21 protein-coding genes and 1 pseudogene are annotated in these 23,875 nt (G+C 65.7%); 8 read left to right on the top strand and 14 right to left on the bottom strand.

The genetic code is table 11. The features are described from left to right. Nucleotides 1-46 precede the first annotated feature (46 nt). Nucleotides 47-1,876: a cation:proton antiporter gene (locus OEJ36_RS01370; RefSeq protein ID WP_263400089.1), complete on the top strand. Its 1,830-nt coding sequence runs from the start codon at nt 47-49 to the stop codon at nt 1,874-1,876. A gap of 104 nt (nt 1,877-1,980) precedes the next feature. Then, nucleotides 1,981-2,655 (top strand): hypothetical protein, encoded by a 675-nt coding sequence (locus OEJ36_RS01375; RefSeq protein ID WP_263400090.1) that lies wholly within the window; start codon nt 1,981-1,983, stop codon nt 2,653-2,655. 36 nt (nt 2,656-2,691) lie between these two features. Here OEJ36_RS01375 and OEJ36_RS01380 read toward each other — a convergent pair whose 3' ends face one another. Then, nucleotides 2,692-3,117: an acyl-CoA thioesterase gene (locus tag OEJ36_RS01380; protein WP_021217094.1), complete on the bottom strand. Its 426-nt coding sequence runs from the start codon at nt 3,115-3,117 to the stop codon at nt 2,692-2,694. Between the two features lie 445 nt (nt 3,118-3,562). Here OEJ36_RS01380 and OEJ36_RS01385 point away from each other — a divergent pair, with 445 nt between their 5' ends. After that, on the top strand, nt 3,563-7,222 hold the full coding sequence (locus OEJ36_RS01385) for a transporter substrate-binding domain-containing protein (protein WP_263400091.1): 3,660 nt from the start codon (nt 3,563-3,565) through the stop codon (nt 7,220-7,222). Between the two features lie 47 nt (nt 7,223-7,269). On the opposite strand, the gene rplS is transcribed toward OEJ36_RS01385, so the two are convergent. From rplS to ffh, 5 genes are all read right to left on the bottom strand, one after another. Next, nucleotides 7,270-7,620, bottom strand: a complete 351-nt coding sequence (gene rplS / locus OEJ36_RS01390; RefSeq protein WP_043240180.1) for a 50S ribosomal protein L19 — start codon at nt 7,618-7,620, stop codon at nt 7,270-7,272. Between the two features lie 42 nt (nt 7,621-7,662). Then, complete coding sequence (gene trmD / locus OEJ36_RS01395) at nt 7,663-8,415, bottom strand: tRNA (guanosine(37)-N1)-methyltransferase TrmD (RefSeq protein WP_043240177.1); 753 nt, start codon at nt 8,413-8,415, stop codon at nt 7,663-7,665. Nucleotides 8,416-8,425: 10 nt separating this feature from the next. Continuing rightward, nucleotides 8,426-8,962: a ribosome maturation factor RimM gene (rimM, locus tag OEJ36_RS01400; RefSeq protein ID WP_021220790.1), complete on the bottom strand. Its 537-nt coding sequence runs from the start codon at nt 8,960-8,962 to the stop codon at nt 8,426-8,428. An 8-nt stretch (nt 8,963-8,970) separates the two neighbouring features. Next, nucleotides 8,971-9,222, bottom strand: coding sequence for a 30S ribosomal protein S16 (gene rpsP / locus OEJ36_RS01405; RefSeq protein ID WP_021220791.1), 252 nt, complete (start codon nt 9,220-9,222; stop codon nt 8,971-8,973). A 194-nt stretch (nt 9,223-9,416) separates the two neighbouring features. Then, entirely contained in the window at nt 9,417-10,793 is a 1,377-nt protein-coding gene (gene ffh, locus OEJ36_RS01410) for a signal recognition particle protein (protein ID WP_021220792.1), read from the bottom strand. Nucleotides 10,794-10,950: 157 nt separating this feature from the next. Here ffh and OEJ36_RS01415 point away from each other — a divergent pair, with 157 nt between their 5' ends. The 3 genes and pseudogenes from OEJ36_RS01415 (at nt 10,951) to OEJ36_RS01425 (ending at nt 14,177) form a co-directional block, all read left to right on the top strand. After that, nucleotides 10,951-11,751: an inner membrane protein YpjD gene (locus OEJ36_RS01415; RefSeq protein ID WP_263400092.1), complete on the top strand. Its 801-nt coding sequence runs from the start codon at nt 10,951-10,953 to the stop codon at nt 11,749-11,751. A gap of 184 nt (nt 11,752-11,935) precedes the next feature. Further along, nucleotides 11,936-12,574 (top strand): annotated as a pseudogene (locus OEJ36_RS01420) (transporter associated domain-containing protein); the annotation flags it as partial. 289 nt (nt 12,575-12,863) lie between these two features. Continuing rightward, nucleotides 12,864-14,177, top strand: a complete 1,314-nt coding sequence (locus OEJ36_RS01425; RefSeq protein ID WP_263400093.1) for an MFS transporter — start codon at nt 12,864-12,866, stop codon at nt 14,175-14,177. A gap of 18 nt (nt 14,178-14,195) precedes the next feature. Here the strand turns inward: OEJ36_RS01425 and OEJ36_RS01430 are convergent, their stop codons facing one another. The 5 genes from OEJ36_RS01430 to OEJ36_RS01450 all read right to left on the bottom strand — a co-directional run bounded on the left by OEJ36_RS01430 (nt 14,196) and on the right by OEJ36_RS01450 (nt 17,705). Continuing rightward, complete coding sequence (locus OEJ36_RS01430) at nt 14,196-14,972, bottom strand: SGNH/GDSL hydrolase family protein (RefSeq protein WP_263400094.1); 777 nt, start codon at nt 14,970-14,972, stop codon at nt 14,196-14,198. Then, nucleotides 14,969-16,150: a formate-dependent phosphoribosylglycinamide formyltransferase gene (gene purT / locus OEJ36_RS01435; RefSeq protein WP_263400095.1), complete on the bottom strand. Its 1,182-nt coding sequence runs from the start codon at nt 16,148-16,150 to the stop codon at nt 14,969-14,971. Before purT ends, OEJ36_RS01430 begins: the two co-directional genes overlap by 4 nt. Before the next feature lie 61 nt (nt 16,151-16,211). Then, nucleotides 16,212-16,412, bottom strand: a complete 201-nt coding sequence (locus OEJ36_RS01440; protein WP_021220798.1) for a DUF1289 domain-containing protein — start codon at nt 16,410-16,412, stop codon at nt 16,212-16,214. Beyond that, entirely contained in the window at nt 16,412-16,936 is a 525-nt protein-coding gene (locus OEJ36_RS01445) for a gamma carbonic anhydrase family protein (protein WP_043240160.1), read from the bottom strand. Before OEJ36_RS01445 ends, OEJ36_RS01440 begins: the two co-directional genes overlap by 1 nt. A 166-nt stretch (nt 16,937-17,102) precedes the next feature. After that, nucleotides 17,103-17,705: a CoA pyrophosphatase gene (locus tag OEJ36_RS01450; RefSeq protein WP_263400096.1), complete on the bottom strand. Its 603-nt coding sequence runs from the start codon at nt 17,703-17,705 to the stop codon at nt 17,103-17,105. Nucleotides 17,706-17,861: 156 nt separating this feature from the next. Here OEJ36_RS01450 and OEJ36_RS01455 point away from each other — a divergent pair, with 156 nt between their 5' ends. Beyond that, complete coding sequence (locus tag OEJ36_RS01455; RefSeq protein WP_263400097.1) at nt 17,862-18,416, top strand: NUDIX hydrolase; 555 nt, start codon at nt 17,862-17,864, stop codon at nt 18,414-18,416. A gap of 40 nt (nt 18,417-18,456) precedes the next feature. After that, a complete protein-coding gene (locus OEJ36_RS01460; RefSeq protein ID WP_021220802.1) occupies nt 18,457-18,960 on the top strand; it encodes a murein L,D-transpeptidase family protein in 504 nt (167 codons plus the stop codon). A 153-nt stretch (nt 18,961-19,113) separates the two neighbouring features. On the opposite strand, the gene OEJ36_RS01465 is transcribed toward OEJ36_RS01460, so the two are convergent. From OEJ36_RS01465 to purL, 3 genes are all read right to left on the bottom strand, one after another. Continuing rightward, on the bottom strand, nt 19,114-19,431 hold the full coding sequence (locus OEJ36_RS01465) for a YqfO family protein (protein ID WP_043240153.1): 318 nt from the start codon (nt 19,429-19,431) through the stop codon (nt 19,114-19,116). A 214-nt stretch (nt 19,432-19,645) separates the two neighbouring features. Beyond that, complete coding sequence (locus OEJ36_RS30510; RefSeq protein WP_263400098.1) at nt 19,646-19,960, bottom strand: CDGSH iron-sulfur domain-containing protein; 315 nt, start codon at nt 19,958-19,960, stop codon at nt 19,646-19,648. Continuing rightward, nucleotides 19,938-23,834 carry a phosphoribosylformylglycinamidine synthase gene (purL, locus tag OEJ36_RS01475; RefSeq protein WP_263400099.1) on the bottom strand — a complete coding sequence of 1,299 codons (3,897 nt, stop codon included), beginning with the start codon at nt 23,832-23,834 and terminating at the stop codon, nt 19,938-19,940. Before purL ends, OEJ36_RS30510 begins: the two co-directional genes overlap by 23 nt. Between the last annotated feature and the right edge of the window lie 41 nt (nt 23,835-23,875).

Raw genomic sequence — 23,875 nt, forward strand, 5'->3', positions numbered from 1 at the left:
AGTCTTCCACAAGCGTCCCGCCCTTCACCAGCGACAAGGAGTCCTGATGGACGAACCCCGCATCCTCCTGGCCCTCGGCGGCATCGGCCTGGCCGCCCTCGGCAGCCAGTGGCTGGCCTGGCGCCTGCGCCTGCCGGCGATCCTGTTCCTGCTGCTGTCCGGCATTCTCGCCGGGCCGATCCTGGGCTGGCTGGACCCGGGGCTGCTGTTCGGCCCCCTGCTGTTCCCGCTGACATCGCTGGCGGTAGCGCTGATCCTGTTCGAAGGCAGCCTGACCCTGCACGTCTCCGAATGGCGCGAGATCGGCACCGTGGTCAGGCGCATGGTGACCTGGGGCGCGCTGATCACCTGGGCGGTGATCGCCTGCGCCACCCACCTGCTGCTGGGCTTCTCCTGGGACCTGGCGCTGTTGTTCGGCTCGCTGACGCTGGTCACCGGCCCCACGGTGATCGTGCCGATGCTGCGCGTGGTGCGGCCGAAGGCCTCAATCGCCAACATCCTGCGCTGGGAAGGCATCGTCATCGACCCCATCGGCGCGCTGCTGGCGGTGGTGGTGTTCAGCTTCATCGTCAGCCGCGACCAGGGCGGCTGGAGCGAGAGCCTGGGCACCTTCGCCAGCGTGATCGCCTGCGGCTGCCTGCTCGGCGCCTTCGGTGGCTGGGCGTTCGGCACGGTGCTGCGTCGCCACTGGCTGCCCGAGTACCTGCACAACCTGGCGGCCCTGGCCGCGGTGCTGGGGGTGTTCATCAGCGCCAACCTGCTGGTGCACGAATCCGGCCTGCTGGCGGTGACCGTGATGGGCATGGGCCTGGCGAATATGCGCGGGGTGGATATCAAGCCGATCCTGCACTTCAAGGAAAACCTCAGCGTGCTGCTGATTTCCGGGCTGTTCATCCTGCTCGCGGCGCGCCTCGACCTGGCGGCGCTGATCGCCCTGGGGCCGGCGACGCTGGTGCTGCTGGCGGTGATCCAGTTCATCGCCCGGCCGCTGAACGTCGGCGTCTGCACCCTGGGCTCGCCGCTGAGCTGGCGCGAGCGCGCGCTGCTGGCCTGGATCGCGCCACGGGGGATAGTCGCGGCGGCGGTGTCGGCGATCTTCGCCCTGCGCCTGCAGCAGCACGGCAATGAACAGGCGCACCTGCTGGTGCCGCTGACCTTCCTGGTGATCATCGGCACGGTGGTGCTGCAGAGCGCCACCGCGCGCCCACTGGCACGCCTGCTGAAGGTGGCCGAGCCGGCCCCGGCGGGCTTTCTGATCATCGGTGCCAACCCGGTGGCGCGGGAGATCGGCAAGGCCCTGCAGCACCTGGGCAGCCGCGTGCTGCTCACCGATTCGAGCTGGGAGAACATCCGCGCCGCACGGATGGACAACCTGCCCACCTACTTCGGCAACCCCACCTCGCAGCACGCCGATGCGCACCTCGACCTGGTGGGGCTGGGCCACCTGCTGGCGCTCTCCCCTTCCAGCGAAATGAACGCCCTGGCCTGCATGCGCTTCCGCCACGACTTCCCGGCGCTGCGCCGCTTCACCCTGCCCAGTGGCGCGGAGAGCCGGCGCACCGACAAGCACCGCGTCGGCGACCAGGTGCGCGGACGGCCCCTGGGCAGCCCGGCGCTCAGTTATCCACAGTTCGCCGGCAAGCTCGCCCGGGGTGCGGACGTGCGCACCACCACCCTCACCGCCACCTTCGACTACGCCGCCTACCAGGCCCTGCATGGCGAGCGCGCCATCCTGCTGCTGGCCCGCGACCCACGCGGCTGGGTGCACCTGGCGAGCACGGAAGTGCCCCTGAAACCGGAAGCGGGCTGGAGCCTGGTGGCATTGATCGAGGAAGAAGCCGGGGCCTTCGGACCTGTGGATAAAAACGCTTCCTAAGCACACGGACAAATGGTCATGTAAGCCTATCCTTTGTTGGGTGACAGCCTCTTCCTACGAGAGGATGATTTCACCTTGCCACCACTCCAATCCGGTCGAGCACCATGTCGAATCAGCAGAAATCACGCCTTGGCCAGATTCTGGTCAACAAGGGATTGATCACCAGCCAGCAGCTGGACGCTGCCATCAAACTCCAGTTGACCTGCGACAAGCGCCTCGGCGAGGTGCTGATCGAACAAGGATTGTTGAGCCGTCGGCAACTCGACCGCGCCCTGAAGAAGCAGAACAACCTGCGCCTGGCCGCCACCCTGATCGCGGCCCTGATGAGCCCCTTCCAGATGGCCAGCGCGGACATCCAGCAGACCCCCAGCGCGATTTCCCAGCAGCACACGCCCAAGGGCCTGCGCCCGTTGAGCGATGCGGAGATGAGCGACGTCAGCGCCCAGGGGCTGGACGAGGTGCTGCAGGGCCTGTTCGTCCAGGCCGAAACCGGCGATGGCATCGGCACCGTCAAGGCGCTGAGCCGCCTGGTGATGCCGGTGCTGGACAGCCTGGAGGCCGAGACCTCGATGAAGGACGTGGTCTACGACACCAGCCACATGCACTCGACCATCAACCCCGATGGCTCGATCAACGTGCGCCTGCCCAGCTCCATCGGCGAGCTGCGCTTCGACAATGTCCGCGTCGCCGGCGCGCCGCAGAACCAGAGCTTCGGCAGCCTGACCCTGAGCAACATCGACCTGTCCCAGGCCTCGCTGAAGATCGCCCTGCGCCACTGACCCGCTCCTGCGGGCCGGCTCGCCTGGCGAGCCGGATCAGGCCGCCTGTTCGATGGCCGATTCCGGCAGTACCGGCACCGGGCGCTTCTCCTCGTCGATGGCGACGAAGCTGAAGACCCCGGTGATGGCCTTCTCGCGGCCGTTCTCGTACATGCTTTCGACGAACACCTCCACCTCGACCTTGAGGCTGGTGTTGCCCACCTTCACCACGCGCCCGACCAGCTCGACGATGGAGCCGGCGGGAATGGGGTGCTTGAAGTCGATGCGGTCGGTGGAGACGGTCACCAGCGGCAGGCGGCAGAAGCGCGTGGCGCAGATGAAGGACACCTCGTCCATCCAGGCCAGCGCAGTGCCGCCGAACAGGGTGTTGTGATGGTTGGTGGTCGGCGGGAAAACCGCCTTGGTCACGCGGCTTTCGGACAAGGCGGTGCGCCGGGCGATCTCTTGCTCTCTCGGGGTCATGCCACTACTACCTGAATACAACCCAATGTGGCTGCCACTCGTGCGGCGTCTGTTGTCGTTGTTGTGCGCTTTCGAACGGGCAGAACGGCTCCCGTTGGCCGCAGACCGCAGCACCTTCACGGGAGTTGCCCAGGGACCTGGCCCTGCGGCGGCGCGATTATTCCATAGCTCGACACCCCGGGCAGCACTCGCGAGCGACGAGCTGGGCAGCACACCGGGCTACGACCTGACCAGACGTGCAACGCCGTGGAGATGCCGAGCCGTCGGCCGCGCTGCTCGGCTTGCGGAGCACACCGTGTAGGCGCCAGTCACCACCATCTAGAAGACATTTCCCAAGCCGCTCCACGGGTGATTTTGTGTGATTGGGAATGGGCTATTTTCCGCTGCCGTCGCTGCCATTTCGCCAATGGCGGCCCTCGTGGAACCCGGCCAAAAGGAAAGCCCCATGCACAGATCGCCGCTCGCCCGCCCCCTGTTGCGCGCCCTGGCCGGCCTCTTCCTGACACTGCTTGGGCCCCAACTGCCCGCCGAAGAACAACTGCCCCTGCTCAGCCGCCCACTCCCCACCGACGCCAAGGCGGCCCTGGAGCTGCAGGACTGGCGCTGGCTGCGGGACAAGCGCGAGCTGCGCCTTGGCATAGGCGCAGACCTGCCGCCCTTCGACATCACCAGCAGCGGTCGCGACTTCGAAGGCCTCACCGCCGACGTTGCCGGCGTGATCGCCGACAAGCTGGGCGTCGACATCAAGGTGCTGCGCTTCCGTGATCGGGAAGAGGCCCTGCTGGCGCTGATGGATGGCCGCATCGACCTGCTCAGTGCTTCCAACACCTACGAGACGGCCAATCGCCAACTGCTGCTCAGCGATACCTATGCACCGGACCAGCCGGTGCTGGTCAGCCGCGACGACGAGCGCCGCCCGCTGTCGCCCGGCCTCAACGGCATGCACCTGGTGATGCCGGCCGACTACCAGCCCCTGGAGAAGATCCGCGCGCACTATCCCCTGGCGCGGGTCAGCACCGAACCCGACCCGCGCTCAGCCCTGCGCGCGGTGGCCCTTGGCCGTGCCGACCTTTACCTGGGCGACCTGGTGATGGCCAACTACCTCATCAATCAGAGCCAGGCCGGCCCGCTGCGCCTGGCCGGCTACAGCAAGATGCCCAGCAGCGGCTTCGGCTTCGCCATGCGCAATGACCAGCCCGAACTGCTGAAGGTGATCAACGCCGCACTGGCCAGCATCCCCCCGGAGCGTCAGGGGCAGTTGCTCAAGCGCTGGGGCGGTGGCAACGGCCCCTTGCTGTCCGACTCCAGCCTGGTGTTCACCCAGCAGGAACAACGCTGGCTGCTGTTGCATCCGGTGCTGCGCATCGCGACCTTCGGCAACCTCTCGCCAGTGAGCTTCTTCGACAGCGATGGCAACTACCACGGCATCACCGCCGATGTTCTGGACCAGGTGCGCATGCGCACGGGGTTGCGCTTCGAGATCATCCGCACCTCCAGCCAGGAAGAGATGGTGGAGAAGCTGAAGGCCGGTGAGGCCGACCTGATCGGGGCGTTCAATCCGGCGGCCAGCACCACCGATGGCCTGGCCTACACACGTCCCTACATGAACGCCGGGCTGGTAATCATCACCCGCCGCAGCGATACGCGTTCGGTGGACCTGGAGTCCCTGAATGGCAAACGCGTCGCGCTGCCGCGCACCCCGCAACTGGTGAAATGGCTGCTCGCCAACTATCCCCACCTCGTGCCCCTGGAGTACGACTCGATGCACGAGGCGCTGACCGTCACGGCAGACGGCGGCGCCGATGCGGCGATTCTCCCCGGGACCATCGCCGAGCACCTGGTCCAGCGCTTCTTCGACGAGCGCCTGTGGATATCCGACGTGGTGCCCCAGCAGTTGGAGCCCACGGTATTCGCCCTGCGCCGTGGCGACCTGGAGCTGCTGTCGATACTCGACAAGGCCCTGGTCAACATCCCGCCAGACGAGCTTGCGGTACTGGTCAACCAGCGTTGGCGCTCCACGGTGGAAGTGGCCAAGCCCGCCTGGCGCGATTATGAACGGCTCATCTATCAGGTGAGTGGCGTGGTGGGCCTGCTGCTTAGCGTGTCCCTGATCTGGAACGCCTACCTGCGGCGCCAGATGAAACTGCGCGCCTTCGCCGAGCAGGCACTGAACGATCAGTTGCAATTGATGGAGACACTGATCAACGGGACGCCACACCCCATATATGTACGGGATCGTGAGAGCCGCCTGCTGCTGTGCAACGACAACTATCTGGAGGCGCTCTCCATCGAGCGTGCGCAGGCCATCGGCGAGCTACCACTGGCCGGGGTTTTCGGTGACGACACCAGCTCACCGCAGATGCTGGAGGACTACCGCAAGGTGATGGAAATCGGCCAGGGCATGCAGGCCGATCATCACCTGAGCAGGAAGGATGAACCGTTCAGCATCTACCACTGGATCGAGCCCTTCCGCGACTCCCGCGGGATCATCAAGGGCGTGGTCGGTGGCTGGATCGACATCACCGAACGCCTGCGCCTGGTGGCCGACCTGCAGGAGGCCAAGGAGCGTGCCGACGAAGCCAGCCGCGCCAAAAGCACCTTCCTCGCCACCATGAGCCACGAGATCCGCACACCGATGAACGCAGTGATCGGCATGCTCGAACTGGCCTTGCAACGCGCCGACCAGGGCCACCTCGACCGCCAGGCCATAGAGATCGCCCACGATTCGGCGAACAACCTGCTGGAGCTGATCGGCAACATCCTCGACATCGCCCGTATCGAGTCCGGCCGCATCAATCTGAGCCCCGTGCGCTGCAACCTCCGCGAAGAGGTCGAGGCGGTGGTTCGGGTATTCGACGGGCTGGCGCGCCAGAAGAGCCTCGCCCTGCGACTGGAGTTCGACCCCAGGGCCGGCATCGACGTACTGCTGGACCCATTGCGCTTCAAGCAGGTGCTTTCCAACCTCGTCAGCAACGCCATCAAGTTCACCGAACGCGGCCGGGTGACGCTCAAGGTTGCCGCACAGGCAATCGCGAACAAGCGCCTGGAGCTGACGCTGCTCGTGGAGGACAGCGGCCAGGGCATCGAGCCCGAAGACCTGGAGCGGCTGTTCCAGCCCTTCAGCCAGGGCCAGCAACAGCCCAACAACACCATCGGTGGTACTGGCCTGGGCCTGGTCATCAGCCGAACCCTGTGCGAGATGATGGGTGGCAGCATCGAAATGACCAGCCGGCCCGGCCACGGCACCTGCGTGACCGTGCAACTGGCGCTGCAGATACTCGACCCGCTGCCACGCAAGGAAGCGAGCCCGGTTGCGCAGATCACCGCTCCCCAGCAAAGACTCGACGTACTGGTGGTGGACGATCACCCAGCCAACCGCGAACTGCTCAAGCAGCAACTGATCTTCCTCGGTCATCGGGTCAACGAGGCCCATAACGGCGCCAGCGGCCTGGAGCTATGGCAACGACAGCGGTTCGACCTGGTGATCAGCGACTGCAACATGCCGATCATGAATGGCTACGACCTCGCCCGGGCCGTCCGCAACCTCGAGCGCCGCGACGCACTGACACCCTGCCGCTTCATCGGCTACACCGCCAACGCGCAGAACGAGGAGCATGAACGCTGTCGCCAGGCTGGCATGGACGCCTGCCTGTTCAAGCCGATCAGCCTCGGCGAGCTGGCGGCCCAGTTGGTTGATATCGCGCAACAGGCGCCACTGACGGAGCAACTGCCCGCAGCCTGCGACCTTCGGGAGTTCGAGCAGTTGGCAGGCCGCGACCCGACACTGCGCACTCGCCTGCTGGATACCTTGCTGGACAGCAACCGCAACGACCTGAAGTTGATGCAGGGCTTCATGGATGATGGCGACAGGCAAGCGATGGCCGAGGTGGCGCACAAGATCAAGGGCGCCGCGAAGATCGTCCATGCCAGCCCGCTCATCGCCTGTTGCGAATCCCTTGAAGCACTGTGCGAAGCGAATGCTGGCGAGGACGAACTGCTCGCCAAGTTCAGTGCGCTGCGGGCTGAGCTGGAGCGCCTGGAGCACAGGCTGCAGGATGAGATGAGCCCGACGACGTGTGCAGACCCATTATCTCCGACCCAATAAAAAGCCCGCCGCGGTTTCCCGGGGCGGGCTTTTGAGGGAAGCAGTCCTTAGACCAGCTTCTCCTTGATGCGAGCTGCCTTGCCGGACAGGTCGCGGAGGTAGTACAGCTTGGCCTTGCGCACGTCACCGCGGCGCTTGACGCTCAGGCTGTCGACCAGCGGGGAGTAGGTCTGGAAGGTACGCTCTACGCCTACGCCGTTGGAGATCTTGCGAACGGTGAAAGCGCTGTTCAGGCCGCGGTTACGCTTGGCGATGACAACACCTTCGAAGGCCTGCAGACGCTGACGGTCGCCTTCCTTTACTTTCACTTGCACGATCACGGTGTCGCCGGGGGCGAAAGCCGGGATCTCTTTGTTCATTTGTTCAGCTTCGATTTGCTGAATGATCTTGTTGGTCATCGCTGCGCTCCTAAGACAAGCCACCGGCCTGCCATCGATACGTTAACTATCGTCCCGCTGACGGATGTATTCCGCCAGCAGCTTCTTCTCTTCTCCAGAAAGCGAGCGGCTATCCAGAAGATCGGCACGACGTTCCCAGGTCCGACCAAGGGACTGCTGCAAACGCCAACGCCGGATGTGTTCGTGGTTGCCGCTAAGCAACACATCAGGAACACGCTTGTCCGCGTACACCTCAGGTCGGGTGTAGTGCGGGCAATCGAGGAGGCCGTCCGTGAACGAGTCTTCCTCTGCGGAGTCCGCATGGCCCAGTGCACCGGGCAACAACCGCGTCACCGCGTCGATCAGCACCATTGCCGGCAGCTCACCGCCGGACAATACGTAGTCGCCAATCGACCATTCTTCGTCGACGTGCTCTTCGATGAAGCGCTCGTCGATACCTTCGTAGCGACCGGCGATCAGAATCATGGACTCCGACTGCACCAGTTCGCGCACGGCCTCCTGCTTGAGCTGGCGACCCTGCGGCGAAAGGTAGATCACCTTCGCCTGCTCCCCCGCCGACGCCTTGGCTGCTGCCAGGGCCCGCTCCAGGGGCTGTATCTTCATCACCATGCCTGGGCCACCGCCGAAGGGCCGGTCGTCCACCGTCTGGTGGCGGTCCTCGGTGAAGGTCCGCGGGTTCCAGCAGGTCAGCTTGAGCAGACCCTGCTTTACCGCTCGGCTGGTAATGCCGTATTCGCTGATGGCGGCGAACATCTCCGGAAAGATGCTGATGACCTCGACCTGCATGCTTTTCATGTCATGCAGCTCAGAAGTCAGCGTCCCAATCCACCCGCATCTCGCCTGTTTCCAGGTCGATCGTCAGCACGCATTGCGCCGTATAGGGCAACAGGCGCTCACGGTCATCGAGGCTGCCGGGGCAGGGCTTGACCACCATCACGTCGTTGGCGCCGGTCTCCAGCAGATGATCGACGACGCCGAGCAATTGCTCCTGCTGGTCGATGACCTTGAGACCTTCCAACTGATGCCAGTAGTACTCGTCACCTTCGAGTTCCGGCAGCTCGCTGCGGGGCACGCAAATGTCGAAGCCCGCGAAAGTACGAGCGACTTCGCGATCATCGAGACCCTTCAGCTTTGCCACCAGGACCTTGCCGTGCAAGCGTCCACTGGCCACTTCGACCTGCTTTACCTCGTTGTCGCGTTTAAGCGTCCAACGGCGGTAATCGAGCACGTTATCCAGCGGATCGGTAAAGGAATACACCTTCACCTCGCCCCGTACGCCATGCACCGAAAAGATCTTGCCAAGAACGATGAGGTCCTCGGCCTGTGCCGGCGTCGTGCTCATAAAGTTGCTTAGGCAGCAGCCTTGGCAGCTTCCTTCAGCAGCTGAGCAACGCGCTCAGACGGCTGGGCGCCCTGGCTCAGCCAGTAGGTAGCGCGCTCTTGGTTCACGGAGAGCTTCACTTCGGCACCCGAAGCGACCGGGTTGAAGAAGCCGATACGCTCAACAAAGCGACCGTCGCGCGCATTGCGGCTGTTGGTCACGGTCAGGTGGTAGAAGGGGCGCTTCTTGGAGCCGCCACGAGCAAGACGGATGGTTACCATTGAACTTCGTTCCTATAGGTCGGTGCTTTTCAAGCTGTGCACACACATGGGCCATGGGCCCGAAAGGCCGCATATTCTAAGGATTATGCGGCCGATTGCAAATCTCTTTTACCAGCCACCTGTCGGTGGCGGCTGCAAGCCGCAGATTTCAAGCCGCCGGAGGCCCGGCAGCTGATCGCTTGCAGCGCTTTCATTTACATCTTCGGCATGCCGCCGCCGGGGAACATGCCACCCATGCCGCGCATCATCTTGGCCATGCCGCCCTTGGCGGTGACCTTCTTCATCATCTTCTGCATCTGCTTGTGCTGTTTGATCAGCCGGCCGACGTCCTGCACCTGGGTGCCGGAGCCGAGGGCGATACGGCGCTTGCGCGAGCCGCTGATGACTTCAGGGTCGCGGCGCTCCAGCGGCGTCATCGAGTTGATGATCGCTTCCATCTGCTTGAACTGCTTCTCAGCCGCGCCCTGGGCATTGCCCATCTGCGCGAGGTTGACGCCACCGAGCATGGGCAGCTTGTCCATGAGCCCGCCGAGGCCGCCCATATTCTTCATCTGCTGCAGCTGGTCGCGGAAGTCTTCGAGGTCGAAGCCCTTGCCCTTCTTGATCTTCTTCGCGAGCTTCTCGGCCTTCTCGCGGTCCATGCCCTGCTCGGCCTGTTCGATCAGGCTGAGCACGTCACCCATGCCGAGGATGCGCGAGGCGATGCGGTCCGGGTGGAAGGGATCGAGCGCTTCGCTCTTCTCGCCCATGCCGAGGAACTTGATCGGCTTGCCGGTGATGGCACGCACGGAGAGCGCGGCACCACCACGGGCGTCACCGTCGACCTTGGTCAGCACCACGCCGGTGAGCGGCAGCGCTTCGCCGAAGGCCTTGGCGGTGTTGGCCGCGTCCTGGCCGGTCATGGCGTCGACCACGAACAGGGTTTCCACCGGCTTGATCGCCGCGTGCAGCGCCTGGATCTCGGCCATCATCTCGCCGTCGATGTGCAGGCGGCCGGCGGTGTCCACCAGCACCACGTCGATGAACTTCAGCTTGGCTTCGCGGATCGCGGCCTCGGCGATATCCACCGGTTTCTGGCTGATGTCGGAGGGGAAGAAGGTCACGCCGATATCGGCGGCCAGGGTTTCCAGCTGCTTGATCGCCGCCGGGCGGTAGACGTCGGCGGACACCACCAGCACGGACTTCTTCTTGCGCTCCTTGAGGAAGCGCGCGAGCTTGCCGACGGTGGTGGTCTTGCCCGCGCCCTGCAGGCCGGCCATCAGCACCACGGCGGGCGGGGCGGCAGCCAGGGACAGGTCTTCGTTGGCCACGCCCATCAGCTCGATCAGCTCGGCCTGGACGATCTTCACGAAGGCCTGGCCCGGGGTCAGGCTCTTCGATACCTCGGTACCGACGGCGCGTTCCTTGACCTTGTTGACGAAGTCCTTGACCACGGGCAAGGCCACGTCGGCCTCGAGCAGGGCCATGCGCACTTCACGCAGGGTGTCCTTGATGTTGTCCTCGGTCAGCTTGGCCTTGCCGGTGACATGGCGCAGCGTCTGCGAGAGGCGGTCTGTAAGATTTTCGAACATGCACGTTCCTTTCAGGTTCGTCCGAACCGAGGGTGAGCTTGCGGCAAGCGGCGGATTATAGCGAAGTGTCGCCAGCGCCGACACCGCCTGCGGTCTTTCGTGAGCCCCCTCATCTGTGCCAAACTCAGCGCCTTTCGGGCTTGCCTTACAAGGACTTATGCACCCTCTGCTGCCCAGCCTCCTGGCTGCCTTCCTTTATGCCGGCGCCGCCACCTACCAGGGCCTGCGCCTTCGCCAGCGCACCACGCCGGACAAACGCCTACTGGTCCTGGTCGGCTCCCTGGCACTCGTCGCCCATGCGCTCAGCCTTTATATCCAGCTGATCACCCCGGTGGGCCTGACCCTCGACTTCTTCAACGCCGCCAGCCTGATTGCCGCAGCCGTGATCTTCCTCACATTGCTGGCGATTGCACGGATACCGGTGGAGAACCTGCTCCTGCTGCTGTTGCCGCTGGGAATGCTGACCGTCCTGCTGGCCGCCTTCGCCCCCTCCGGGACGGTGCAGGCGATCAACGAGGAGCCGGGCATCCTGGCGCACATCCTGCTGTCGATCCTGGCCTACGGCATGCTCACCATCGCCGTGTTCCAGTCGCTGCTGCTATTGCTCCAGGACCACCAGCTCAAGCACAAGCACCCCTCCGGGCTGATCCGCAACTTCCCGGCGCTGCAGACCATGGAAAGCCTGCTGTTCGGCTTCCTCTGGGCGGGCTGGCTGCTGCTGTCCCTGTCACTGCTGTCGGGCTGGCTGTTCGTCGACAACCTGTTTGCCCAGCACCTGGCGCACAAGACCCTGCTCTCGTGCATCGCCTGGGTGGTATTCGCCGTACTGCTGTGGGGCCGCCACCAGCTCGGCTGGCGCGGGCACAAGGCCATCCGCTGGACCCTGGCGGGCTTCTGCCTGCTGATGCTTGCCTACTTCGGTAGCAAGCTGGTCCGCGAATTCATCCTGCATATCTGAGATGCCCATCGACGGCTTGATCGCCGGGCTGCTGCTCGGCCTGCTGCTCGCCTCCCTCGCCGGCTCCGTGCTGGCCTGGAGCCTCTCCCGTCGACGTCGTGCCCCGGTGCAGGTGGAGCCCGAAGCGACGCCCCGCCTGCCCCCCTCGCTCACCGAAGCCCTGCAGCGCGTGCCCATCGCCGCGATCATGATTCCCCGCAGTGAGATCCAGGGCATCGACATCAGCCAGCCACCGGAACGCATCCTCGAACAGCTGCGCACCTCCACCCATACGCGCCTGCCGGTGTACCGCGAAGACATCAACCAGATCGAAGGCATCCTGCACATCCGCCAGGTCGCCCGCCTGCTGCCCCAGGATGGCGTCAGCGCCGAAGACCTGCTGGCGGCCTGCCGCGAAACCTACTTCGTGCCGGAAAGCACCCCGCTGCTCACCCAGCTGGTGAACTTCCAGAAGGAACAGCGCCGGGTCGGCATCGTCGTCGACGAGTACGGCGATGTGATCGGCCTGGTCAGCCTGGAGGACATCTTCCAGGAACTGATCGGCGAATTCGGCAGCCTCGACGACCTCGCTCCCAACCCGGCGATCCAGCCCCAGGAAGACGGCCGCTTCGAGCTGGACGGCTCCCTGCACCTGCGCGAACTCAACCGCGTGCTCGGCTGGCACCTGCCCTGCGAAGGGCCGAAGACCCTCAACGGCCTGATCACCGAGGCCCTGGAGCAGATTCCCGACACCAGCGTGTGCCTGAAGATCGGCCCCTACCGCCTGGAGATCCTCCAGTCCGGCGAGAACCGCGTACAGCGCGTACTGGCCTGGCGCGCCTGACACCTCTGCGACCTTGGTCGAGGTCCCTTGCCGTGGTTTTCCGCCGCTTTCTATAATCCCCGCGGGCTTACCCAGCCCCCTCGGCCGCCGCGGCTATCCGCCCACGCGCCATCGGCCAGCCCGCCTGGCCGCCTGAGAACCACCTGCCACGGCCCCACAGGCCCGTCCGCAGCCAGCAAGGCCCCTGGTCCGGCGACCCGCCGCATCATCCCCTTCCCTCAGCACAACACGACAGCCATGAGATTCCGTCGGGCCGTGATGGCCGCGACGACTGACAGGGGACCCACTGATGACCACCGCCGCCCTGAGCGACACCGCAAGCGCGACACCGGCCAACTCGCCGGCCCGCGTCGCCACCGCCAGCTTCATCGGCACCGCCATCGAGTTCTACGACTTCTACATCTACGCCACGGCCGCCGCCCTGGTGATAGGCCCGGTGTTCTTCCCGCAGACCTCCGGCACCGCACAGATGCTCTCGGCCTTCCTCACCTTCGGCATCGCCTTCCTCGCCCGGCCGCTGGGCTCGGCGCTGTTCGGCCACTTCGGCGACCGCATCGGGCGCAAATCCACCCTGGTCGCTTCGCTGCTGCTGATGGGCGCCTCCACCACCCTGATCGGCGTGCTGCCCGGCTACGACACCATCGGTGCCTGGGCGCCGATCCTGCTCTGCCTCCTGCGCTTCGGCCAGGGCCTGGGCCTCGGCGGCGAGTGGGGTGGCGCGGCATTGCTGGCCACCGAGAACGCCCCGCCCGGCAAGCGCGCCTGGTTCGGCATGTTCCCCCAGCTCGGCCCCTCCATCGGCTTTCTCGCCGCCAACGGCCTGTTCCTCACCCTGGCCCTGTGCCTGAGCGACGAGCAGTTCCGCGCCTGGGGCTGGCGCATCCCCTTCCTGCTCAGCGCCGTGCTGGTGATGGTCGGCCTCTACGTGCGCCTGAAGCTGGAGGAGACGCCGGTCTTCGCCAAGGCCATGGCCCAGCACGAGCGGGTGAAGATGCCGGTGATCGAAGCCTTCGGCAGCCACTGGCGCCCGATCGTCCTCGGCGCCCTGGCGATGGTGGTGTGCTACGCGCTGTTCTACATCTCCACCGTGTTCTCCCTCAGCCACGGCGTGGGCAGCCTCGGCTACAGCCGTGAAAGCTTCCTCGGCATGCTGTGCTTCGCCGTGCTGTTCATGGCGGCGGCGACCCCGCTGTCGGCCTGGCTTAGCGACCGCTACGGGCGCAAACCGGTGCTGATCGTGGGCTGTACGCTGGCGATCCTCTCCGGCTTCGCCATGCAGCCGCTGCTGACCCAGGGCTCGACCCTCTCGGTCACCCTGTTCCTCAGCATCGAACTGTTCCTGATGGGCGTGACCTTCGCCCCCATGGGCGCGCTGCTGCCAGAGCTGTTCCCCACCCACGTGCGCTACACCGGCGCCTCGGCGGCCTATAACCTCGGCGGCATCGTCGGCGCCTCGGTGGCACCCTTCTTCGCCCAGAAGCTGGTGGCCATGGGTGGCCTGTCCTGGGTCGGTGGCTACGTATCGGTGGCGGCGGCACTCAGCCTGCTGGCGGTGCTCTGCCTCAAGGAAACCCGCGACGACGACCTGGGCACAGTGCGCTAAGACCTCGCCCCTTGGGCGTCAGGCTCCAGCCGTCTCTTCGACGAGGCGGCTGGCAGCCGGCGCCACCCTCCCCGCCCGCACGATCCACTCCGCCAGCAAGCCGCCCCAGACCGAACACCCCAGCTGTGACGGGTGATAGCCGTCCAGCGCCAGGTAGTCGGCCTGCATGGCGATGCTCGCCGCGCAGTGCTCGGCCCCCAGCTCGTCGGCCAATGCCCGCACCTGCATGTCGAGCAGGCGCGCACGCCAGCCCAGCAGGCGGCGCAGCAACCAGGGCAAGGCGCTGAAGTGCTGCAAGGGGGGAACGGCGGCGAACACCACCTCGACGCCCCGTGCCATGAAGGGGGCAGCCAGCCGTCGCAGGGATTCGCGCCAGGCAGCGGTGGAACTGAAATGGGTGGTGTCGTTGACACCGAAGACCAGCAGCACCAGGTCCACCGGCTCGTCCTGCACCTGCGGCAACAGACGCTCACAGGCTTCGCCCGCGGTAATGCCGTTCTCACCACAGGCGCGCCAGGCAACGGGCCGTCGCAACTGCCGGGAAAGCGCCGCAGCCAGTTGCCCCGGCAAGGCCTGTTGCAGGCAGGAGACACCGACACCGGCAACGGTGGATTCGCCGATCAGGAGAATGCGCAGGGGCTCGCCCGCGAATTCCGCTCCCGCCAGCCCGTGATCGGGGCCAGCGGCAGGGGCCAGGCGCAGGGCGGTGCGCTTGGTGTACAGGGCCTGGGGCAGCACCAGGGGCATCAGCGCCAGCGCCGATGCCCACCAGAGCAGCCCGGCCCCTCGGCTCACAGCTTGACGTCGACGGCTTGGGCCGCGCGGGTCGCCTTGGCACGGGCCAGGTCGGTGGACTCGTCGCGGGCCAGGGCCACGCCGAGGCGACGCTGGCCGTCCACCGCCGGCTTGCCGAACAGGCGCAACGCGGTGTCCGGCTCGGCCAGGGCCGCAGAGAGGTTGCCGAAGCTCATTTCGGTGGATTTGCCTTCCACCAGGATCACCGCCGAGGCCGACGGGCCGGACTGGCGGATCACCGGGATTGGCAGGCCGAGGATGGCGCGGGCATGCAGGGCGAACTCGGACAGTTCCTGGGAAATCAGGGTGACCAGGCCGGTGTCATGGGGGCGCGGCGACACTTCGCTGAACCACACCTCGTCGCCTTTGACGAACAGCTCGACGCCGAACAGGCCACGACCGCCCAGGGCCTCGGTCACGGCCTTGGCCACGCGCTCGGACTCGGCCAGGGCCTTGGGGCTCATCACCTGGGGCTGCCAGGACTCGTGGTAGTCGCCCTTCACCTGGCGGTGGCCGATGGGCGCGCAGAAGGTGGTGCCGCCGACGTGGCGCACGGTGAGCAGGGTGATTTCGTATTCGAAGTCGATGAAGCCTTCGACGATCACGCGGCCCTTGCCGGCGCGGCCGCCTTCCTGGGCGTAGTCCCAGGCGTATTGCAGGTCGTCGTCGCTCTTGAGCACCGACTGGCCCTTGCCGGAGGAACTCATGATCGGCTTCACCACGCAGGGATAGCCGACGCTGGCGACGCCGGCGCAGTAATCCTCGAAGGTGTCGGCGAAGTGGTACGGCGAGGTGGGCAGGCCCAGCTCCTCAGCCGCCAGGCGACGGATGCCTTCGCGGTTCATGGTCAGCTGCGCGGCGCGCGCGGTGGGGATCACGGTGTAGCCTTCGGCCTCCAGCTCCACCAGGGTGGCGGTGGCGATGGCCTCGATCTCCGGCACGATGTAGTGCGGCTTCTCCAGCTCGATGACACGGCGCAGGGCCTCGCCGTCGAGCATGCTGATGACGTGGCTGCGATGGGCGACCTGCATGGCCGGCGCGTTCTCGTAGCGGTCGACGGCGATCACTTCGACGCCCAGGCGCTGCAACTCGATCACCACTTCCTTGCCCAGCTCGCCAGAGCCGCAGAGCAGTACACGGGTCGCGCTCGGCGACAGCGGGGTTCCAATACGGGGCATCGGTGTTTCCTCGAAAGATGAAAGGTATTCGCTCGGGCGGCGGGCAGGTGCCGCCGCCGCTTCAGTGGGGCTGGATCAGGAACTGGCCACCGGCCCGCGCACGCTCCATGCAGCGCACCAGCACCTCGCGGCGCTCGGCGTTGTCCATGCGCCCCCAGCGGGTGATCTCGTCGACGCTGCGCTGGCAGCCGGTGCAGATGTCGTCATCGTCCAGCGCGCAGACATGCACGCAGGGCGAGGCGACGGGGCGTTCACGTTCCATCAATCTTCCTGTTCGACCAGTTCCCGTGCATAACGCTGGGCGTTGTGCACGTAGTGCGCGGCGCTGCCCTCGAGCATCTTCTTCTGCTGCTCGGTCAGCTCGCGGACTATTTTACCGGGCGAACCCATGACCAGCGAGCCATCGGGAATTTCCTTGCCTTCGGGGATCAGGGCGTTGGCGCCGATGATGCAGTACTTGCCGATCTTGGCGCCGTTGAGGATCACGGCGTTGATGCCGATGAGGCTGTAATCGCCGACCGTGCAGCCATGGAGCATGGCGTTGTGGCCGATAGTCACGCCCTTGCCGATGTTCAGCGGGAAGCCCATGTCGGTGTGCATGACGGTGCCGTCCTGCACATTGCTGTTCTCGCCGATATGGATGAGTTCGTTATCGCCGCGCAGCACGGCGCCGAACCAGACGCTGGCGCCAGCGTCGAGGCGGACCTTGCCGATCACCGCCGCGTCGGGGGCGATCCAGCTGTCGGGATGGGTTTCGACACGGGCGTTGCCCAAGCGGTATTTCATCAGGCGCTCCTCTATCAGGCGGTTGAAAAACTAACTGCGTTGCCGCTGCGGCGTTGAAAACGCCCAGAAAATGCTCATTTACCCCGCGTAAACTGCGCTTTCTCGGCCGTTTTCGCCTTGCATCGTCGGCCTCGTCCACGCTTTTCAACGGCCTGGCATACGGGGCTTAGTTGAGTTTGACGAAGGTGGCCGGCGGCTCGCGCATCTCGATGCCGGCATCGAAGACCAGGTTGACCAGTTCCACCACCATGATCGCGGTGAGGCCCCAGATCTTGTACTGGCCGAACTGGTAGCTCGGCACGTACCAGCTCTGGCCGAGGTAGTCGATGCGGTGGGTCATCTCGCGGGGGTCGCTGCGGAAGAACTCCAGGGGCACGCTGAAGACCGAATCGATCTCGCCGTCGTTGGCCTTGTATTCCACGTAGTCGGGCACGAAGCCGACATAGGGCGTGACCTGGATGCCATGGCGCGAGACCAGGGTGCTGAGCGGGCCGATCACCTCGACCAGGCCGGGCGGCAGGCCGATCTCCTCCTCCGCCTCGCGCAGGGCGGTGTGGATCAGGTCGCGGTCCTCGGGGTCGCGTCGGCCACCGGGGAAGGCCACTTCGCCACCGTGGGTGGACAGGCCGCTGGCGCGCAGGGTAAGCACCAGCTCGGGTTCGGCGCTGCGGGTGATGGGCACCAGTACCGCCGCCTCGGGGAACGTGCGGTCGGTCACCAGCGTCTTCGGGGAGTAGCTCCGCACGCGGCGGTGCAGGTCATCCAACATGGACAGTCTCGGCTTTTATTCTGCCGGGCATCATGGCACGAACCCGCAGGCCGCCCAACCCCCGAACCGACGTTCGAGGCACGCGCAGCCCCCGTCCCGCTTGCCGTCGAGGCACGAGCCGCGCCAAGATTGCGCCCTCGACCCCGAGGATTCCCGATGAAGTTCTGCAGCCAGTGCGGCGGCCCCGTGATCCAGCGCATCCCCGAAGGCGACAATCGCCTGCGCCATGTCTGCGAGCTATGCCACACCATTCACTACCTGAACCCACGCATCGTCGCCGGCTGCGTACCGGTCTGGGGCAAGCAGGTGCTGCTGTGCCGCCGCGCCATCGAACCGCGCAAGGGCTACTGGACCCTCCCCGCCGGCTTCATGGAAAACGGCGAGACCATGGAACAGGCCGCTGCCCGTGAGACCGCCGAGGAGGCCTGCGCGCGGGTGCGCAACCTGCAGCTCTATACCCTGTTCGACCTGCCGCACATCAGCCAGGTGTACACCTTCTTCCTCGCCGAACTGGAGGACCTGGACTTCTCGGCCGGCGAAGAAAGCCTGGAAGTGAAACTCTTCGACGAAGCCGACATCCCTTGGTCCGAGCTGGCTTTTCCGACCGTCGGGCGTACCTTAGAATGCTACTTCGCCGACCGTGTCGAGCAGGTCTATCCGGTCCGCAACGAGCCATTGGCGCCCTTACTGGCCTACTACAAGAAAGCCTGACCGTACTGCCGAATTCGAACACTCTGGGGATGCTGTAGAAATGCGCTGGTTGCTCGTTGCCTTGATCCTTTGCTTTACCTCCCTGTCCCACGCCAGCGCCGCCCCCAGCCTCGAAGGCAAGGGCATCGACAAGGTGCTGGTGGTCAAGTCCGAGCGCAAGCTGCTGCTCATGAACCGCGGCAACATCCTCAAGAGCTACCGCATCTCCCTGGGCAAGCAGCCCAAGGGGCCGAAGCTGCGCGAGGGCGACCAGCGCACGCCGGAAGGCTTCTACTGGATCGACTGGCGCAAGACCAGCGACAAGTACAACCTGGCCATGCACATCTCCTACCCCAACGCCCGCGACTCCCTGCAGGCCCGCGACAAGGGCGTGCCCGCCGGCGGCATGATCATGATCCACGGCACCCCGCTGGATGAGGAGTACCCCGAGTGGTACTTCCACACCCTGGACTGGACCGAAGGCTGCATCGCCATGAAGAACGCCGACATGCGCGAGATCTGGAGCCTGGTGAAGGACGGCACGCTGATCGAGATCCGCCCCTGATGTGAGGGGAACGACAGACATGAAAAGGCGCCCTGAGGCGCCTTTTTTATTGGCAATGTCCCGCACACGCCGGGCGAGCCACAGTGCTACGACGGTGGGTTTCGCTGCGCTCTACCCACCCTACAAAAGCCAGGCGGCAATGAGACGCCGGGTTCAGAACACCAGGTCGGACAGGCGCCAGACCTCATAGGCGGGCGTCTCGTAGGGGTGGGCCTGCTTGAGGGCGCGCACGGCATCGTGGATCAGCTCGTCGGCCACCACCATCTCCACCTTCCACTCGGATACATGCTCCACCCGGCCGGCCTGGCCGATGAAGGGATCGGCTTCGGCCAGCGGGCGGAACTGGCCCTGCCCCAGGCTTTGCCAACAGCAACTGTCATAGGCGCCGATGCGGCCGCCTCCCGCCGAGAAGACCGCTTTCTTGACCGGCTCCAGATGGGATTCCGGAACGTAGAAGCACAGCTTGTACATCAATTACTCCGTAGGCAATTACAGGCTGGACGCTAGTGGCCAGATGATGCCATCGGACGATGGCCATTCGCCAATACTTTGTCGCGACCAGCGTCACGATACCGGCATTCGACTGACCGCCGGTCAAAGTGTTCAGCGCGGGGATAGAGCCGTTGGCCATAAGGCCGCTGTCGTGCGGAGTGCCTTGCGGTGGGGTTACGAGCCGTGTGGGCGGTCAGTCGCCCTGCCAGAACCGGCGCCACTTGTCCTTCAGCGAAGGCGCGGCGGGGGCGTGGCTGCCATCGCAGTACGGCAGGCGTCGGGAGAGGCCACAGCGGCAGAGGATGAGCAATTGCTGGCGTTCGATGTGAAGCGAGAGGCCCTGTCGGCAGTCGGAAGGGCAATCGGGAAGCCGGGACGAATGCCCACAGCGGCACAGCAGCAGAGTGGCGCCGGGCTCGACCCGACGCACCTCGGGTAGCGACGCGCCCTCCTCCGTGGTGGAGAGAGGGCGCTCGCCGGCGTCGTCAGTCGACCCAGACGCGGGCATTGCGGAACATGCGCAGCCAGCCGCCGTCTTCCTGCCACTCGTCGGGGCGCCAGGAGTTCTGCACGGCACGGAACACGCGCTCCGGGTGCGGCATCATGATGGTCACGCGACCATCGCGGCTGGTGAGGCCGGTGATGCCACGGGGCGAGCCGTTCGGGTTGGCCGGGTAGCCTTCGGTGACCTTGCCGTGGTTGTCGACGAAGCGCATGGCCACGCAACCGGACAGGTCGGCTTCCAACAGGGCTTCCTCGCTTTCGAACTCGGCATGGCCTTCACCGTGGGCGATGGCGATGGGCATGCGCGAACCGGCCATGCCACGCAGGAAGATCGACGCCGACTCCTGCACCTGGACCATGGCCACGCGGGCCTCGAACTGCTCGGAGCGGTTGCGCACGAAGTGCGGCCAGAACTCGCTGCCGGGGATCAGCTCGTGCAGGTTGGACATCATCTGGCAACCGTTGCACACGCCGAGGGCGAAGCTGTCCTTGCGCTCGAAGAAGGCCTGGAAGCCATCACGGGCACGGGCGTTGAACAGCACCGACTTGGCCCAGCCCTCACCGGCGCCGAGCACGTCACCGTAGGAGAAGCCACCGCAGGCCACCAGGCCCTTGAACTCTTCCAGGCTGACGCGGCCGGCGAGGATGTCGCTCATGTGCACGTCGATGGCGGCGAAGCCGGCACGGTCGAAGGCCGCAGCCATCTCCACCTGGCCGTTGACGCCCTGCTCGCGCAGTACGGCGACCTGGGGACGCGCACCCTTCTTTATATAAGGAGCGGCGATGTCCTGGTTGACGTCGAAGCTAAGCTTCACCGACAGGCCGGGGTTGTCTTCGTCCAGCAGGACGTCGAACTCCTGGTCGGCGCAGGCGGCGTTGTCACGCAGGCGCTGGACCTGGTAGCTGGTCTCGGCCCACTGGCGCTGCAGCAGGCGGCGCTCACCGGCGAACACCGGCTCGCCGTTGAAGGAAATAGCGACGTCGGCACCGTTGACCGGTTGGCCGATCACGGCCACGCAGTCGCCCAGGCCGGCGGCACTGAACTGGGCCAGCACTTCCGGCGTGGCGCCCTGCTGGACCTGGATGACCGCACCCAGCTCTTCGTTGAACAGCACGGCCGGCAGCTCGTCGGCGGCATCGGCCAGGGCGTCCAGTTGCAGGTCCAGGCCGCAATGACCGGCGAAGGCCATTTCCAGCACGGTGGTCAGCAGGCCACCGTCGGAACGGTCGTGGTAGGCCAGCAGCAGGCCGTCCTGGTTCAGGCCCTGGATCACGGCGAAGAAGGCCTTGAGGTCCTCGGCATCGTCGACGTCCGGCACGGCCTGGCCGAGCTTGGCGAAGGTCTGCGCGAGGATGGAACCACCCATGCGGTTCTGGCCGCGGCCGAGGTCGACCAGGATCAGGTCGGTCTCGCCCTTGTCCAGGCGCAGTTGCGGGTTGAGGGTGCGACGGATGTCCTGCACCGGGGCGAAGCCGGTGATCACCAGGGACAGCGGCGAGGTGACGGACTTGTCCACACCCTCGTCCTGCCAGCGGGTCTTCATGGACATCGAGTCCTTGCCCACCGGAATGGTGATACCCAGCGCCGGGCACAGCTCCATGCCCACGGCCTTGACCGTGTCGTACAGGCGCGCGTCCTCACCCGGGTGGCCGGCAGCGGCCATCCAGTTGGCGGACAGGCGGATATCGGAAATCTTCTCGATGCTCGCACAGGCCAGGTTGGTGACGGTCTCGCCGACCGCCATGCGGCCCGAGGCCGGGGCGTCCAGCAGGGCCAGCGGGGTGCGCTCGCCCATGGCCATCGCCTCGCCGGTGTAGACGTCGAAGCTGGTGGCGGTAACGGCGCAGTCGGCCACCGGAACCTGCCACGGGCCGACCATCTGGTCGCGGGCGACCAGGCCGGTGATGGTGCGGTCGCCGATGGTGATCAGGAAGCTCTTGCTGGCCACGGCCGGGTGACGCAGCACACGGCTCACGGCATCGGCGATGTCGACGCTGGCGGCGTTGAAGTCATCGCCCTGCTCGGCTTCGCGGCTGACGCTGCGGTGCATGCGCGGCGGCTTGCCGAGCAGGACGTTGAGCGGCATGTCCACCGGCTTGTTGCCGAAGTGGCTGTCGGCGACGGTCAGGTGCGGCTCCTCGATAGCCTCGCCGACCACCGCGAAGGGGCAGCGCTCGCGTTCGCAGATGGCCTTGAAGCGCTCGAAGTCGGCGGCGTCCACCGACATCACGTAGCGTTCCTGGGACTCGTTGCACCAGATTTCCAGCGGGCTCATGCCCGGCTCGTCGTTGGGCACGGCGCGCAGTTCGAAACGGCCGCCGCGGCCACCGTCGTTGATCAGTTCCGGCAGGGCGTTGGAGATACCGCCGGCACCCACGTCGTGGATGAACTTGATGGGGTTCTCGGCGCCCAGCTGCCAGCAGCGGTCGATCACTTCCTGGCAGCGACGCTCCATTTCCGGGTTGTCGCGCTGTACGGAGGCGAAGTCCAGGTCGGCGGAACTGGCACCGGTGGCCATGGAGGAAGCGGCACCACCGCCCAGGCCGATGAGCATGGCCGGGCCACCGAGGACGATCAGCTTGGCGCCGACCGAGATCTCGCCCTTCTGCACGTGCTCGGCGCGGATGTTACCCATGCCGCCGGCGAGCATGATCGGCTTGTGGTAGCCGCGCACTTCTTCGCCGTGGGGGGTGTCGATGGCCTGCTCGAAGGTACGGAAGTAGCCGTTCAGCGCGGGGCGGCCGAATTCGTTGTTGAACGCGGCGCCGCCCAGCGGGCCTTCGATCATGATGTCCAGCGCGGTGACGATGCGCTCGGGCTTGCCGTAGGGCTTCTCCCAGGGCTGCTCGAAACCGGGGATCTGCAGGTTGGAAACGGTGAAGCCAGTGAGGCCGGCCTTGGGCTTGGCGCCACGACCGGTAGCGCCTTCGTCGCGGATCTCGCCGCCGGAGCCGGTGGAGGCACCGGGGAAGGGCGCGATGGCGGTCGGGTGGTTGTGGGTTTCCACCTTCATCAGGATGTGCACCGCTTCCTCGGTCGCGCCGTACTGGCGGGTACCCGGGTTGGGGAAGAAGCGGCCGGCGGTGAAGCCCTCGATGACCGACGCGTTGTCCTTGTAGGCGGACAGCACGCCTTCGCTGTTCATCTCGTAGGTGTTCTTGATCATGCCGAACAGGCTCTTCTCCTGCGCCTGGCCGTCGATATCCCAGCTGGCGTTGAAGATCTTGTGGCGGCAATGCTCGGAGTTGGCCTGGGCGAACATCATCAGCTCGACGTCGTGGGGGTTGCGCCCCATCTCGTTGAAGCTCTTCACCAGGTAGTCGATCTCGTCTTCGGCCAGGGCCAGGCCCAGCTCGACGTTGGCGCGGGCCAGTGCGTCGCGGCCACCGCCGAGGATGTCGACCACGGTCAGCGCCTTGGGCTGCGCGTGGCTGAACAGGCTGGAAGCTTCTTCCAGGGCGCCCAGCACCAGCTGGGTCATGCGGTCGTGCAGGGCGCTGGCGATCAGCTGCGCTTCGGCATCGGAGAACTGGCCGGCCACGTAGTAGGCGATGCCACGCTCGATGCGCTCGATCTTGGCCAGGCCGCAGTTACGGGCGATGTCGGTGGCCTTGCTCGACCAGGGCGAGATGGTGCCGAAGCGCGGCAGGACCAGGAACAGGCGGCCCGCAGGCTCCTGCACCGGGACGCTGGGCCCGTACTTGAGCAGACGCGCCAGGACCTTTTCCTCGTCGGCGGTGAGCACGCCGGTGACTTCGGCAAAGTGGGTGAACTCGGCATACAGACCGGTGACGGCGGGAACCTTCTGGGTCAGTTGCTCGAGCAGTTTGCCGTGGCGAAAAGCGGAAAGGGCGGGGGCACCGCGCAGGATCAACATCTTCTGGACAGCCTCTGGGAAGGGGTGTGCTTAGAGGCCGT

This window comes from Pseudomonas sp. PDM13 (assembly GCF_025685765.1).
Classification (GTDB): domain Bacteria; phylum Pseudomonadota; class Gammaproteobacteria; order Pseudomonadales; family Pseudomonadaceae; genus Metapseudomonas; species Metapseudomonas solani.